Origin of the sequence: Sphaerisporangium sp. NPDC005289 (genome assembly GCF_040607455.1) — a bacterium.
GTDB lineage: Bacteria > Actinomycetota > Actinomycetes > Streptosporangiales > Streptosporangiaceae > Sphaerisporangium > Sphaerisporangium rhizosphaerae.
Map to the genome: position 1 here is coordinate 251,431 of NZ_JBEXGS010000004.1, position 14,262 is coordinate 265,692.

14 protein-coding genes are annotated in these 14,262 nt (G+C 72.2%); 9 read left to right on the top strand and 5 right to left on the bottom strand.

Going from position 1 to position 14,262, the window contains the following annotated elements; all coding sequences use genetic code 11:
• Window positions 1-39 precede the first annotated feature (39 nt).
• Window positions 40-1,116, bottom strand: a complete 1,077-nt coding sequence (locus ABZT47_RS09585; RefSeq protein WP_354838081.1) for a hypothetical protein — start codon at window positions 1,114-1,116, stop codon at window positions 40-42.
• Between the two features lie 247 nt (window positions 1,117-1,363).
• On the opposite strand from ABZT47_RS09585, the gene ABZT47_RS09590 reads away from it, so the two are divergent.
• The 7 genes from ABZT47_RS09590 to htpX all read left to right on the top strand — a co-directional run bounded on the left by ABZT47_RS09590 (window position 1,364) and on the right by htpX (window position 10,294).
• On the top strand, window positions 1,364-2,497 hold the full coding sequence (locus ABZT47_RS09590; RefSeq protein WP_354838083.1) for a 4Fe-4S binding protein: 1,134 nt from the start codon (window positions 1,364-1,366) through the stop codon (window positions 2,495-2,497).
• Entirely contained in the window at window positions 2,494-3,033 is a 540-nt protein-coding gene (locus ABZT47_RS09595; protein WP_354838085.1) for an NADH-quinone oxidoreductase subunit J, read from the top strand. The genes ABZT47_RS09590 and ABZT47_RS09595 overlap by 4 nt, the downstream gene beginning before the upstream one ends.
• A 1-nt stretch (window position 3,034) precedes the next feature.
• Window positions 3,035-3,424: an NADH-quinone oxidoreductase subunit NuoK gene (gene nuoK, locus ABZT47_RS09600; protein ID WP_354838087.1), complete on the top strand. Its 390-nt coding sequence runs from the start codon at window positions 3,035-3,037 to the stop codon at window positions 3,422-3,424.
• A gap of 214 nt (window positions 3,425-3,638) precedes the next feature.
• A complete protein-coding gene (locus ABZT47_RS09605) occupies window positions 3,639-5,591 on the top strand; it encodes an NADH-quinone oxidoreductase subunit L (RefSeq protein ID WP_354838089.1) in 1,953 nt (650 codons plus the stop codon).
• Between the two features lie 123 nt (window positions 5,592-5,714).
• The gene (locus ABZT47_RS09610; RefSeq protein ID WP_354838091.1) at window positions 5,715-7,466 is read left to right on the top strand and encodes an NADH-quinone oxidoreductase subunit M; all 1,752 of its coding nucleotides are present in this window, start codon (window positions 5,715-5,717) and stop codon (window positions 7,464-7,466) included.
• Window positions 7,463-9,139: an NADH-quinone oxidoreductase subunit N gene (locus ABZT47_RS09615; RefSeq protein WP_354838093.1), complete on the top strand. Its 1,677-nt coding sequence runs from the start codon at window positions 7,463-7,465 to the stop codon at window positions 9,137-9,139. The genes ABZT47_RS09610 and ABZT47_RS09615 overlap by 4 nt, the downstream gene beginning before the upstream one ends.
• Before the next feature lie 300 nt (window positions 9,140-9,439).
• Window positions 9,440-10,294, top strand: coding sequence for a zinc metalloprotease HtpX (htpX, locus tag ABZT47_RS09620; protein ID WP_354838095.1), 855 nt, complete (start codon window positions 9,440-9,442; stop codon window positions 10,292-10,294).
• Window positions 10,295-10,534: 240 nt separating this feature from the next.
• On the opposite strand, the gene ABZT47_RS09625 is transcribed toward htpX, so the two are convergent.
• The 3 genes from ABZT47_RS09625 to ABZT47_RS09635 form a co-directional block, all read right to left on the bottom strand.
• Window positions 10,535-11,110: a pyridoxamine 5'-phosphate oxidase family protein gene (locus ABZT47_RS09625; RefSeq protein ID WP_354838097.1), complete on the bottom strand. Its 576-nt coding sequence runs from the start codon at window positions 11,108-11,110 to the stop codon at window positions 10,535-10,537.
• Window positions 11,111-11,180: 70 nt separating this feature from the next.
• Window positions 11,181-12,251, bottom strand: a complete 1,071-nt coding sequence (locus ABZT47_RS09630) for a hypothetical protein (protein WP_354838099.1) — start codon at window positions 12,249-12,251, stop codon at window positions 11,181-11,183.
• A gap of 211 nt (window positions 12,252-12,462) precedes the next feature.
• Complete coding sequence (locus ABZT47_RS09635; RefSeq protein WP_354838101.1) at window positions 12,463-12,756, bottom strand: DUF1330 domain-containing protein; 294 nt, start codon at window positions 12,754-12,756, stop codon at window positions 12,463-12,465.
• Between the two features lie 224 nt (window positions 12,757-12,980).
• Between ABZT47_RS09635 and ABZT47_RS09640 the strand changes: the two genes are divergently transcribed.
• The gene (locus ABZT47_RS09640) at window positions 12,981-13,268 is read left to right on the top strand and encodes a helix-turn-helix domain-containing protein (RefSeq protein WP_354838103.1); all 288 of its coding nucleotides are present in this window, start codon (window positions 12,981-12,983) and stop codon (window positions 13,266-13,268) included.
• Between the two features lie 40 nt (window positions 13,269-13,308).
• Here the strand turns inward: ABZT47_RS09640 and ABZT47_RS09645 are convergent, their stop codons facing one another.
• Window positions 13,309-13,614 (bottom strand): NAD-dependent epimerase/dehydratase family protein, encoded by a 306-nt coding sequence (locus tag ABZT47_RS09645; protein ID WP_354838105.1) that lies wholly within the window; start codon window positions 13,612-13,614, stop codon window positions 13,309-13,311.
• On the opposite strand from ABZT47_RS09645, the gene ABZT47_RS09650 reads away from it, so the two are divergent.
• The gene (locus tag ABZT47_RS09650; RefSeq protein WP_354838107.1) at window positions 13,592-14,221 is read left to right on the top strand and encodes a hypothetical protein; all 630 of its coding nucleotides are present in this window, start codon (window positions 13,592-13,594) and stop codon (window positions 14,219-14,221) included. The genes ABZT47_RS09645 and ABZT47_RS09650 overlap by 23 nt on opposite strands.
• Window positions 14,222-14,262: the final 41 nt, after the last annotated feature.

Below are 14,262 nucleotides of genomic sequence, written 5' to 3' on the forward strand. Positions count from 1 at the left end.
GATTACGGGGATAGACGGGCTTGTGCAGGTTTTTGCCGGTCAGGGCAGGTAGATGGTCATCTCCAGGAGTTCGGCGGTGAGACGGGGCGGCAGGTCGACGGCGATGGACATGTCCTCGGCCGAGATGAACCCGCCGACGTTCGCCCGCACCTCGGCCACCCGCTCGGCGAGCTCGGGCGTCATGCCCGGCAGGCCGGCGATCACGTTCACGGGCGCGTGGTTGACGTCGACCAGCCCGCCGTCGTCGTACTGCCGGGGCAGGTCGGGACGCCCGATGCGCAGCTCACGGGCCAGCGACGGGTCGCGCTCCACCAGCTCGCGGGCCTGCTGGCGCAGTTCGCGGCGGTGCTGGGCGAAGGCCACGGCATGGTCGTTGGGCGTCTCCGTGCGTTCGAAGACCTTCCTGCGGATGACCAGCGAGTGGATCGTGCCGCCGAGCCAGCTGCCGGTCGAGCCGATGACCGCGAGGGCCTCCGCGAAGTCGGAGCCGTTGTCCGCCAGCCCGACCACGAAGGCGACCATGCCGATGGCGTAGATCGCCGCGGACAGCGCCAGCATCGTGCTGCGCAGCTTCGCCGCCGCGTACGCCATGGTGAACGGCGTGGCGGCGCCGCAGGTCAGCAGCGGCGCGAGGGCCCACAGGACGCTCGCGGCGCCGTTGCCCGACGGCGCCGGCGGCGGGACGCGGGGCGGGAACGGCGGCTGGTAGGGGTGGCCGTGCGGGCCGGCGGGCCCCGGAGCGCCGTACGGGCCGGGGGGCGCCGGGCGGGAGTAGGGGGCCAGCCCGTGCTGGTCGAGATGAGGCGGAAAGAACGGGTCTGCGGCCGGCCGGGGGTTCGGCGGGGCGTACGGGGGACGTCCTTGCTCGGGCCGGGGACGCCGACCCTGCGCGGGCCCCTGCCCTTGCGCGGGCCCGTGCCTCTGCGTGGGCTCTTGCCTCTGCGTGGGGTCTTGCGCGGGGCGCGGCCGGCCCTGGCCGGGCCACGGCTGCCCCTGCTCCTGGTGCGCCCGTCCCTGCTCGTGGTGCGGCCGTCCCTGCTCCGGCAACGGCCGCGCCGCCTGGCGGGGCCGTGGGGCCGTGGGGCCGTTCGGGTCCAGCTGGTGGGGACGTGGCACCGTCGGCCCATTCTGATCACCAGGCTGGGGGGAAGAGCCTCCCGGTGGCCCCGATCCTGGGCCCCCGTGGCCGTTGGTGGGGTGCATACCGCGAACAATACGGCCTCCGGTAGGCTCCCGCATCGGCCACAAGGACCACATGCCCAGGCCGATTAGTCCCCCAAAATCGTGATGATTGTGGAAAACCCGGAGATGGCCGGGGCTCGTGCATTCACGGGGACGCCTATGTGCGCCATGATGTTGAACCGTGGCTCGTATACCAGGAGAAGGGCTGGCGAAGGGTCTGGCCGTCACCTTCCGCCACATGCTGAACAGGGCGGACACGCGGCAGTACCCGGAAGTGCAGCCTGATCTGCCCGCCCGCAGCCGCGGGGTCATCGCCCTGGTCGAGGAGAACTGCACGGTCTGCATGCTGTGCGCCAGGGAGTGCCCCGACTGGTGCATCTACATCGACTCCCACAAGGAGACCGCGCCGGCCCCCGAGGGGGGACGCCCGCGAGCCCACAACGTGCTCGACCGCTTCGCGATCGACTTTTCCCTGTGCATGTACTGCGGCATCTGCATCGAGGTGTGCCCGTTCGACGCCCTGTTCTGGTCGCCCGAGTTCGAGTACGCGGAGTACGACATCCGCAACCTCCTCCACGAGAAGGACAGGCTTGGCGAGTGGGCGCAGACGGTGCCGATCCCGCCTGCGCACGAGCCGAACGCCGAGCCTCCCAAAGAGATCGCCGCCGCCGAACGCGCCGCCTCCCGCCCCGCCCCCAACCGCCCCAGCACCGCCTCCGGCCCCGCCCCCGACCGTCCCGGCCCCGCCTCCGGCCCCGCGCAGCCCTCGGCCGGTGCCGCCGCCCCGTCCGAGACCTCTTCCGGCTCCCCGTCCGCGGCCCCGTCCAGCCCCGCTGCCGCCGCATCCGGGGTTCGGCCCGCGGCCGCCTCCGAGGCTCAGCCTGGAGTCGCGGCCGGACCGGGGGCCACGGCGGGCGGGGCGTCGCCGGGACGTACGGCGCACGCCGCCGTCCGCGCGATCAGGCCCCCGGGCGCGCTCCCCAAGAAGCCCGCCGCCCCACCCCCCGCCGCCCCACCGCCTGCAGCCCCGCCCGCCGCACCCTCACCCCCTGCGGCCCCACCCCCCTCCGCCGGGGAAGAGGCCGCGGAGCCCACGAGTCCGGAGACCGGCTCGGAGCCCGCACCGCGGACCGGCCAAGAGCCGGGACGGAGACCGGAGGCGGCGCCGCACACAAGGGAGCGCCCGGAGGAGTCCGAGGCGCGACCAGAGCCCGGGCCGTCCGAAGGGCGGCCGGAGCCAGGGGCGTCCGAGGCGCGACCGGAGCCAGGGCCGTCCGACGGGCGGCCGGAGACGGGGACGGTGGGGGAGTCGTGAGCTTCGCGCCGCCCGGCCTGTGGCCCCCCACGGGGCAGGAGATCGTCTTCCTTCTGCTCGGCGTGGTGGCGGCCGGGGCGGCGCTGCTCGTCGTCACCACGCGCCAGATCGTGCACGCCGCCCTGTGGCTAGTCGTCTCCTTCGGCGCGCTCGCCGGGTGCTACCTGGTGCTCACCGCCGAGTTCGTGGCCTGGGTGCAGGTGCTCATCTACGTCGGCGCGGTCGTCGTGCTGCTCCTGTTCGGCGTCATGCTGACCCGCGCGCCGATCGGCCCGTCCACCGACCTGGACTCGGGGAACAAGACGGTGGCCGCGGTGGTCGCCGTGGCGACGGCCGCCGTCCTGGTCACCACCGTGATCGACGGCTTCCGCACCGCCTACGCCCCGCTGGAGCCGGGCGAGGGCGCCGCGAAGCCACTGGGGGCGAGCATCTTCCGCACCTGGGTGCTGCCCTTCGAGGCGCTCTCCGTGCTGCTGCTGGCGGCGCTGATCGGCGCGATCGTGCTCTCCCGTACCGACATCGGCGGAAAGGACTGACGTGCACGTCGTCTATCCCGTCGTGCTCGCCGCGCTGTTGTTCTCGATCGGCGTGTACGGCGTGCTGGCCCGGCGCAACACGATCCTCGTGCTCATGTCGGTGGAGCTGATGCTCAACGCCGTCAACCTCAACCTCGTGGCCTTCGACGTCTGGCTCAAGGACGCCCTGCACGGCGGGCAGGTGCTGACCCTGTTCGTCATCGTGATCGCCGCGGCGGAGCTGGGCGTCGGGCTGGCGATCGTCCTGGCGGTGTTCCGCAACCGGCGCACCATCGAGATCGACCGCCTCCGCGACCTGGCCGAACCGGATCCGGACCCGGACCCGGCCGCCGGCTCACAGGACCGCCCGCACGACGCCGAGACCATCCCGGCCCGAGGCGGTGCGGCATGAGCGCCGGTGCGGCGCGGGCCGACCGGCGGTCACATCCGAGCCCGGGGCGGCACGGCATGAGCGCCGGTGCGGTGCTGGCTGAGCTGCCGTCACGTCCGAGCCCGAGGCGGCACGGCATGAAGGCCGGTGCGGTGTCGGCCGAGTTGCGGTCACATCCGAGCCCGAGGCGGTGCGGCATGAGGGCCGCGGACGCCGGAGTCGTGGGCGGTGGCGCATGAGCGCTCTGCCCGGGCTCGCGGCGGTGGCGGTGGCGCTGCCCTTCCTCGGCGCGGTGGCCGGTCTGCTGGGCACCCGCCTGCCCCGCCGCGGCCGGCCGCCCGGGACGGTCGATCGGGCGGTGTACCGGAGGGCGGCGTGGTTCGCCGTCGCCCCCACGGCGCTCGCCACCGTGCTCGCCGTCTGGGTGCTGGTGACCTACCTCGGCGACCTGCCGTCCGGCTTCACGACCTACGTCCCGATGCACGAGGGCCCCCGGCAGCCCGCCGGCGCCATCGAGAGCACCCTGTCGGTGGTCGGCACCGGAGCCGTCCCGATCACCATCGGCCTGCGCGTCGACGAACTGGCCGCCGTCATCGCGGTGCTGGTGGGGTGCGTGGCGCTCGCCGTGCAGATCTACTCGACCGGGTACATGCGCGACGAACGCCGCTACCCCTCCTACAGCGCGTTCATCAGCCTGTTCACCAGCGCCATGCTGCTGGTCGTCTACGCCGCCGACCTGCTGGTGCTCTATGTGGGCTGGGAGGTCATGGGCCTGTGCTCCTACCTGCTCATCGGCCACTGGTGGGAGGACCGCGCCAACTCGCGGGCGGCGGTCAAGGCGTTCCTGGTGACCCGGGTCGGCGACGTCGGCTTCCTGTTCGGCCTGTTCACCCTGGGCCTGGCCGCGGGGAGCTTCCGCGTCTCCACGGTGCTGGACCGGGTGCCCCACATGTCCACCGGCACGCTGGTCGCGGCGACGCTGCTCCTGCTGCTCGGCGTGGCCGGCAAGAGCGCCCAGGTGCCGCTGCACACCTGGCTGCCGGACGCGATGGCGGGCCCCACGCCGATCAGCGCGCTCATCCACGCCGCCACGATGGTCGCGGCCGGCATCTTCGTCGTCGCCCGGCTGTACCCGGCGTTCCTGGGCGCCCGTCCCTCGCTGGACCTGCTCGCCGTGATGGCCGCCCTCGGCATGCTCGGCGCGGCGCTGGCCGCCCTGGCCCAGGACGACCTGAAACGGGTGCTCGCCTACTCGACGATCAGCCAGCTCGCGTACATGGCGGGCGCCCTGGCCGCCGGGTCCGACCAGGCCGCGATCTTCCACCTGGTCACCCACGGCGCCTTCAAGGCGCTGCTGTTCCTGTGCGCGGGAGCGGTGATCCACGCCGTCGGCTCCAACCTGATGAGCGACATGGGCGGGCTGCGACGGTCCATGACCGTCACCTTCCCGGCCATGACCATCGGCTTCGCCGCCCTCATGGGGCTGCCCCCCGCCAGCGGGTTCTTCAGCAAGGACGCCGTGCTCGCCGCCATCGAGCACGCGGCCACCGGAGCCGCGCCGCTGACCGACGCCGCCGCGTGGCTGCTGTACGCCTGCGCCCTGGTGACCGTGGCGGTGACCGGCGCGTACGCGACCCGCGCGTGGCTCCGCACGTTCTTCGGGGCCAGCCGCGTGCGCCACGTCCCGCTGCCGGAGCCCGAGCCGGGCGTGGCCCACGTCTGGGACGGGCGTGAGGCTCCGGCGTCGATGCTGTGGCCGATCGGCGTCCTCGTCGTCCCGGCTCTGCTGCTCGGGTTCGCCGGCGCCGGCCTGGTCGAGTGGTCCTCGGCGGTGATCAGCCTGCTCGTGGCGCTGCTCGGCGCGGGCGTCGTGTACGCGTCCTGGCGCGCCGACCCTGCGGCCGACCCGGCCCGCGTGCTCGGGCCGCTGCGGACGCCGTGCGAGCGGGCCTTCTACGTGGACGCGGTGTACCACCGGCTGTTCGTCGCCCCCGTCCTGTGGCTGGCGAGAGCCGTCGCCCGGGCCGACGACACGGTCGTGGACGGGGCCGTCCAAGGGTCGGGAAGGCTCGCGGTCGGCGTCTCGGGCCTGCTGCGGCGCGGCCAGACGGGCAACGCGCAGCTGTACCTGACGGGCGTCCTCGCCGGCGTCCTGATCATCGTCATCGGAGCGGTGGTGCTGGGATGAGCGCGGTCGGCGTCAGTGTGGTGGTGTCGCGATGAGCGCGGTCGTCGTCAGGGCCGAGGGCGGTCGCCGCCGGGGCGGTGGTGTCGTGATGAGCGTGGTCTTCGCCGGGGAGGTGGTGTCGTGATGAGCGCGGTCGTCGTCGGGCTGCTCGCCGTTCCCCTCGTGGGGGCGCTGCTCCTGGTGCTGTTCCCCGGCCCCGGGCGGTGGCCCTGGTACGGGGCCGTGGTGTCCGGGGTGACGCTGGTGCTGGCCCTGGTGCCCCTGGCCCGGTTCGACTACGCGCGGGCCGCACGGCCGCAGTTCGAGATCGACGCCGCGTGGATCCCGGGCCTGGACCTGCGCTTCCACCTCGGCATCGACGGCATCTCGCTTCCCCTGGTCGTGCTCACCGCGCTGCTGACCTTCCTGTGCTTCGTGTACCTGGTGCGCCACCGGCCGGAAGAGGGCCGCGTCCGGTCCCTCGTGATCACGCTGCTGGTGCTCGAAGTCGGGATGATCGGGACATTCCTCGCGCTCGACCTGCTGCTGTTCTTCGTGTTCTTCGAAGTCGTGCTCGTCCCGATGTACTTCGTCATCGCCGTGTGGGGCGGCGGGGGACGCCGTGCGGCGGCGGTGAAGTTCATCCTGTACACGCTGCTCGGCTCGGCCGTCCTGCTCCTCGGCCTGCTGCTGGTCTGGGCGCACACCGGCACGCTGGACATGGCACTTCTCGCCCGGCGGCACGGCGCGGGGATGTCCCACGGCGTGCAGGTCCTCGCCTTCCTCGCCATCGGCCTCGGCCTGGCCGTCAAGGCGCCGATGTGGCCGCTGCACACCTGGCTGCCCGCCGCGCACACCGAGGCCCCGACCGTCGGCTCGGTGCTGCTCGCCGGCGTGCTGCTGAAGATGGGCACCTACGGGTTCGCCCGCATCGCCATCCCCATCGTGCCGGAGGGGGCCGCCGCGCTCGCCCCCTGGCTCGGCGCGTTCGCGGTCGCCGGCATCGTGTACGGCTCGCTGGCCTGCCTGGCCCAGCGCGACCTCAAACGCATGATCGCCTACTCCTCCGTCGGGCACATGGGGTTCGTGCTGCTCGGGCTGGCGACGCTGACCCCCGTCGGGATGAACGCGGCCCTGTTCGGCAACATCGCCCACGGTCTGATCACCGGCCTGCTGTTCTTCGTCGCGGGCGGGATCAAGGAGCGGTACGGGACGGCCGACATGTCGCGGCTCGGCGGCGGCATGCTGGCCCGGATGCCCTACGTCGCCTCGCTGCTGACCTTCGCCTGCGTGGCCTCCCTCGGGCTGCCCGGTCTGGCCGGGTTCTGGGGCGAGATGCTCGCGCTGCTCGGCGCCTTCCAGCCGGCGCAGGGACTCTCCCGGCCGCTGTTCCTGGTCTTCATGGCCGTCGGCGGCCTCGGCACCGTCCTCACCGCGGCGTACTTCCTGCGCATGCTCTCCCGCGTCACCCACGGCCGGCCGCCCGACGCCGGGCCGGTGCCGGGAGAGCCCCTGGCGGAGGCGCCACCCGGCGAACCCGCGCCCTTCGGTGAACCCGTGGTCTTCGTTGAACCCTCGGTCTCCGGCGAACCTGCTGCGTCCGAGGGAACCCCGGGCGGCGTCCCCGAGGAGACCTGGGGCGAGGTTCCCGCAGGGGCTCCGGGCGGCGCGCCTGCGCAGGTGCAGGGCGCCGCGCCCTCGGAGGTTCCGGGCGGTGTTCCGGTGGCGGTGGCGGGCGGCGTGCCCGCGCCTCGCGGGCCGATGCCGGATGTGAGCGCGTACGAGCTGGCGGCGTGGACGCCCCTGGTGGTCCTCACCGTGGCGCTGGGGCTGTGGCCCAAGGCGCTGCTCGCCGTCACCGACCCGGCGGTCCAGGCGTTCCTGGGGGCACGATGATCCAGTCCATCGACTACGCGGCCATCGCGCCGCCGCTGATCCTCGCGGTGGTGGCCGGGGCGGTGCTGCTGCTCGACGCGTTCCTGCCCCGCGGCGGGCGCACGACCACGGCGCTCGGTTTCCTCACGCTGACCGGCGTCCTCGCCGCGCTCGCCGTGGTCGCCGCGCAGGCCCTGCGGGGCGGGCGCCTGGCGACCTTCTGCGTGCCCGCGGGCCTGAACGGAGGCGCAGGCGGCGCAGGAGGCACACCAGGCGCAGGGGGCGCGGCCGGCGCAGGGAGCGCAGGCGGTGCCGCCTCCTCCTGCTCGTTCGTGGTCGACGGCGTCACCCTCGTCTTCGGCGCCGTCGTGCTCTGCGCCGCCGTCGTGGTCGTCCTGCTGTCCATGGCGCAGCTCGCCGACCGGACGATCCCGCCCGGCGAGTGGTACTTCCTGCTGCTGTGCACCCTCACCGGCGCGGTCACCCTGCCGGCGTCCCGCGACCTCATCATGCTGGTGGTCTCGCTGGAGCTGGTCTCACTGCCGGTCTTCGCGCTCGCCGCGCTCAAGCGGTACGACGCGCGGGGCTCGGAGGCCGCGCTCAAGCTGTTCCTGGTCTCGGTGATCTCGACGGCCGTGATGCTCTTCGGCGTCTCGCTGCTGTACGGCGTGACCGGGTCGGTCCACCTCGACCGCATCGCCGCCCGGCTCCCCGTCTCGGCCTCCGCCTTCCCCCGCATGTACGTCGACTTCGTCGCGTCGGGCGGGGCGGCGGCGGACGGGCCCGGCCAGGTGCCCGCCGGCGTGCTCACCGTGGGCGTCGTGCTGGTGCTCGCCGGGTTCGCGTTCAAGGTCGCGGCGGTGCCGTTCCACTTCTGGGCCGGGGATGTCTACCAGGGCGCCCCGGTGCCCGTGGCGGCGCTGCTGTCGGTCATCTCCAAGTCCGCCGGGTTCGCCGGGTTGATCCTCGTCCTGACCACGGCGCTGGCCGGCCAGGCGGGGATGTGGCGACCGCTCGTGGCGGTGCTGGCCGCGCTCACCATGACCGCCGGCAACCTGCTGGCCCTGCGGCAGCGCCACGCCGTGCGGCTGCTGGCGTGGTCGTCGGTCGCCCAGTCCGGGTACATCCTCGCCCCGCTGGGCGTGGCGGGCAAGGCGGCCGTGTCCGCGTCCATCGCCTACCTGGCGATCTACGCGGCCATGAACATCGGCGCGTTCGCCGTGGTCATGGCGGTCAGCAGGAGGGCGGAGCGCAATGAGCTGGACGACTACCGCGGCCTGGCCTTCCGCGCCCCGGTGCCGGCGCTCGCGCTGGCGTTCTTCCTGATCTGCCTGGCCGGGCTGCCGCCGGGACTGGCGGGCATGTTCGCCAAGATCGTGGTGTTCCGCGAGATCGTCCAGGGCGGCGCGGGCTGGCTCGCGGTCGTCATGGCCGTCAACACCGTGATCGGGCTCTACTACTACATCGGCTGGACCGCCCGGCTGTTCGCCCCCGTCCCCGCCACCCGCCCGGTCACCGGCCCCGCCACCGGCCCGGTCACCGTGCCTGCCACCGGCCCGGACGAGGGTGACCGCGTCGACCGGCTCGCCGGGCGTGCCCCCTCCCCGGCGGTCACGGTCGCGATCGCGCTCGGGCTGGCGGCCTCCGTGGCCTTCTCGATCGCCCCGCAACTGGTCCTCTCCGTGTCCGGCTGACCCCGCCGCCCGACCCCCTCCTCCGCCCGCCCCGCCGTCCGGACCCCTCCGGCGCACCCCACCGTCCGGACTCCTTCTCCGCCCGCCCCATTGTCCGAACGACTCCTCCGCCCACTCCGCCGTCCGGACCCCTCCCGCGCACGTCCCACCGGTTCGGTCCCTTGTCCTAGCGTGCCGACGACGGTCTTTTCCCAGCGTGCTGACATCGCGCGCCCGCCAGCCCCGGTCGCGGGGCTGGGAACGTTGGGGCAGGCCGCGAACGTTGCCAGTAGTGAGCGCAGCGTTCCGAGAGGGGGAAGCGTGCACAACAACGGCCTGCGTACCGCAGTGCTCATGGGCGCCTTGTCGGCTCTGATCCTGATCGCGGGATCATGGCTGGGAGGCGGCCGGGGCGTGCAGGTCGCCGTGCTCGTCGCCCTGGCCGCCAACGCGGTCGCCTACTTCTTCTCCGACCGCATCGCCCTGTCGGCCATGCGGGCCCGCCCGGTCGGCGAGGTCGAGCAGCCCGGCCTGTACCGCATCGTCCGCGAGCTGTCGACCGACGCCCGCCAGCCGATGCCGCGCCTGTACCTGTCGCCCACCGTGCACCCCAACGCCTTCGCCACCGGCAGGAACCCGCGCAACGCGTCCATCTGCCTCACCTACGGCATCGTGCGATTGCTGGACGAGCGGGAGCTCCGGGGCGTGATCGCCCACGAGCTCTCCCATGTGTACAACCGCGACATCCTGATCTCCTCGGTGGCCGCGGCGCTGGCCACGATCATCACCTACTGCAGCTATCTCGCGGTCTTCTTCGGCGGCTCCGCGGACGACGACGAGGGGCCGGGGTTCATCGGCGCGCTGCTGATGATGTTCCTCGGCCCGGTCGCCGCCGGGATGATCCAGATGGCGATCTCCCGGTCCCGCGAGTTCCAGGCCGACGAGTCGGGCGCCCTGCTCACCGGCGACCCGCTCGGGCTGGCCTCGGCGCTGCGCAAGATCGAGATGGGCGCGCGCGACCTGCCCCTCCCTGAGGAGAGCCGGCTGACCTCCGCCTCCCACCTCATGATCGCCAACCCGTTCCGCGGGGCAGGGGTGGGCAGGCTGTTCTCCACCCACCCCTCCACGGCCGCCCGGGTAGCCCGCCTCGAACGCATGGCCGGCTACCGCCGCTGACCAACAGGAGGACCGTCCCGGCCTGCCTCACCATCGAACTGCGTGCGATCGTCCTCGGCACGCGCCAGACCTGTCCGCTCGCCAGGTCCCGGACCACGAACGCCTGGGCCCCTTCGCTGTAGTACGCGACGCGCCGCCGTCCCGGCTGACCTGAGCGGAGCGGCGACGTTCGTCTCGTTCTCCGAGGTCGGCTCGGAGTGGTTCTGCGGGAAGGGCGAGCAGCCCGATCGGGACGGGGGTCTAGGAGCGGTCGTGCGCGGGGTCGGTCTCCTCGGCCTTGAGGGCGGGCAGGCCGTCGATGCTCTCCCGGTTGTGCTTGGCGCGGTAGGCGCGCCTCTGCCGCACGTCTTTCCGCTCTCCCCACTCGTCGAGCAGGGTGCGATCCTCGTCGAAGGACATGTGCGGCACGGCGAAGCCGCAGGAGTCGGCGATGCGGTCGCATTCCACGACGATGACCGACCGCACGCCCGGGTGCGGCCCGAAGCGCCCGAGCAGCCGGGCGAACTCCGGGTCGCCGCTGGTGAGGACGCGGCCCCGGCCGGACAGGCGCACGATGTTCGGGGCGCCGGAGAACGCGGCGAACATGATGGTGATGCGCCCGTTCTCGCGGAGGTGCGCGATGGTCTCGACGCCGCTGCCGTCGAGGTCGAGGTAGGCGACGGTGGTGTCGTCCAGCACGGTGAAAGTGTCGGCGTACCCCTTGGGAGACACATTGACGTGCCCGCCGCTCTCGGGTGCGGTGGCGACGAAGTAGACCGGCTGCTCGGAGATGAACGTGCGCAGCCGGTCGTTCAACGCGTCGTAGACCTTGGCCATTTAGCCCTCCTAAGACCCGATATGTCGGACTTTATAGGAGGGGGCATCGGTCATTCCCCGGGGAGATCGGTCATTCTCCGGGAAGCCACCAGGTGTAGATCCTGCCGCGTACCCCGAACGAGTCGATCTTCTTCAGCGCGCCGTCGGACGGGTCGACCCTGCTGGCCGTCACCCGCGTCAGCGTGCCGTCGTCGCTGGAGCGCAGCCGCCAGAGCGTCAGCTTGCCGGACTCGTCCCAGTCGAGCCGGTAGGGGCTCTCGGAGGAGGGGACGTTCAGGTCGACGGCCGGTGAGACCGCGTCCGTGGACAGGTCGTACAGCCGCAGGCGCGGCCTGCCGGACGTAGGGACGATCACGACCCCCACCGTGACGCCGTCGTCGGCGAGCGCGATGGGCGAGTTGTTCGACACGACCTGCGGCACCTCCCGGCTCTCGCCGGCCTGGCCGTCGGTGTCGTACACCGTGAACTCGGTGGTGTTGTCCGCGGTCGTGCGCGACAGCAGAACGCGCCGCCCGTCGGGGCTGAAGCCCTGCACGTCGTCCTTACCGGGCAGCTTCACGACCTCGCCCGACCTCAGGTGCACGACGAGCGTCGGCAGCTTGCCGCTCGCGTCACCGTAGTCGACCACAACGGTGTCTCCGTCGTGGGAGAGCGTGGCCGCGACGTCCTCCATGCCCAGCCTCTTCGGCAGCTTGGCCGAGGAGCCGGGGAGGCCGTGGCTGCGGCCGCTCGCCACGTCCTTCCACACCAGCTTGTGGTCGGACCTGCGGAAGTACACCACCCGCGAGCCGTCGCCGCTGACCGCGAACGGGGCGCTCGACTCCTTGTCCGGCCTGCCGTCGGCGCCGCGCGGGTACACGGTGGCCTCGGGCACCTTCACGGTCTTCCCGCCGCGCAGGCTCAGCGTCCACGAGCCGCACGGGATGACGTAGTCACCCTTGGCGCAGCTCGCCACCCAGGCGTACCTGACCGCCTTGCCGCTCGCTGTGTTCCTGGTGTGCGTGGTGTGCGTGGTGTGCGTGGTCTCCCGGGTCTTCGCGGTGGAGGCGGCTCCCGTGAACGCCTCCGCCGGGCCGGTGAGGGCGGTGGCGGTGGCCATGGCGGCCATCGCCAGCAGTGCCATTGTGCGCGTCCGCTTCATGCGTGATCCTCTCGTCACCCTCAATAGATGCAGGTCTCCGACGAAAAGTTGAGTCACGATTCAGCGTCGGCCGAGCCCCGACCGGCGCCCACAAAACGACGGCAGCCACTATCGTTCGTGATCCCAGCCGGCCCGGACCTCGGCTCGTGAGTCGTCGTTCAGCACCGTGTGCGTATCCATGACGGATGCTCGGCGATGGCTGGCCCGCCGGTCAGTCGATGCCTTCGATGATGCGGAAGTCGCGCTCGACGCCGTCGGAGAGGACCACCAGCGCCTTCTGGTAAGCCTCGCTCTCGTACGCCGCGACGGCCTGTTCGAAGCTGTCGAACTCGATCAGAACGACGCGTTGCGTGTTTCCGGCCTCGTGGGCGACGACTCGACCGCCACGGGACAGGGTCCGCCCGCCCCCAGCTCGGACGGCCGGACCGGCCAGCTTGTCGTAGGCAGTCAGCCCCTCAGGGTCGGAAATGGCGCGGTAGACACTGACCCAGTAGCCCTTAGCCATGGAAACCCCCTGTGTTCGGCCGGACATGTCCGACTTCGAATCGACGCTCAGATCGATCGATCCCGGCGACGGAGCACGGCTCTCCCGTCGAGCTCGTTTCGGAATTAGAAACGCTGGATGGATGTTAGTGTTTCGAATAGCGAAACACAAGGAGGCGTATGCCAACGCCGCGCCCAGGAACACCGGTTCGTGGATCGACGACCGGCCGTCCGATCATGGCCGCGATGGACCTGTTCGGCCGCCGGTGGGCGCTGCGAATTCTCTGGGAGCTCCGCTCGGGCCCGCTCGGCGCCCGCGCGCTGCTGGCACGATGCGAAGGCATGTCATCCAGCGTCCTCTACCAGCGGCTCCGCGAACTGGCATCGAGCGGGATCATCGCCCCTTCGGCCGATGGCTACGAGCTCACTCGGCTGGGGACAGAACTCGGTCACGCCCTCCGCCCGCTCGACGAATGGGCGGCCATCTGGGCGCAGGAGCAAGAACACGACGATCAGGTGCCCACGGAGACCTGAAGATGACGCCCAACCAGGGGTGTCGGTAAGGCTCGTGTCATCAGGTACAAGCGTTCGCGTTGTGCTTGGTCAGAGGCCAGCCATTCGAGGGCGCAGAACCTGCAGAATGCGTTCTGTCCTTGCCATAGGCGTTGACCGACGTGTAGCCGGACAGATCGGCGACGTTCACGCCGAGCCCGACCTTGGCCGCCTGGTGCACCACGGCCTCCACGCCGGGCAGCACCCGGTCAAGGACGGTGCCGGCGCACGTCGTCGCCGTTTCGTAGGTCGGCGCCCCCACGTCGGTCCCGGCCTCCTCTAGCGCCTCGACGACATGACTTCCGATGGACCCGGCCGAACCGGTCACGAGTACCCTCACCTCGCAGGTGCTCGCCGCCGGGCCCCCGCGGCTCGTGGTGCTCGGCGACGTGTGGTTCGACGACCAGGACGCCGCGACCGGTACATCCCGGGCGCTGATGCGGGAGCACCACGCGGTCGTGGGCGCGGTGGCGGTCGCCCCCGACGGCAGCTGGCTGGCCAGCGCCGGCTGGAACGGCACCGTGCGGATCTGGGACACCGCCACCTGGCAGCAGAGCGCGATACTCACCGGGCACAGGCCGTCGATCACCAAGCGCACTCACTCGGTTCGTGGGATAGCCGCGGCGCCTGACGGCACATGGCTGGCGAGCGCCGGCAGCGACGGCACCACCCGCGTCTGGGACACCGCCACTTGGCGGCAGCACCTGAAGCTCACCGACCCGGCGGTGACCACGCTGGCCGTCGCCCCGGACGGCCACACGCTAGCCACCGCCGGCCACACCGGCGAGATCCGGCTCTGGGACCCGTCGACCGGCCGACCGCACGCCATGATGCGGGTCGACGGCGGCGTGCGCGCCCGCACCTGGAGCCCGACCGGCGACCGCCTGGTGGTCGGGGGCGCCGCCGGGCTGTACCGGTTCACCATAACGCCGTGAGCGGCGCCCACCGTTACTGTCGGGCCGACCGGCTTCCGGGC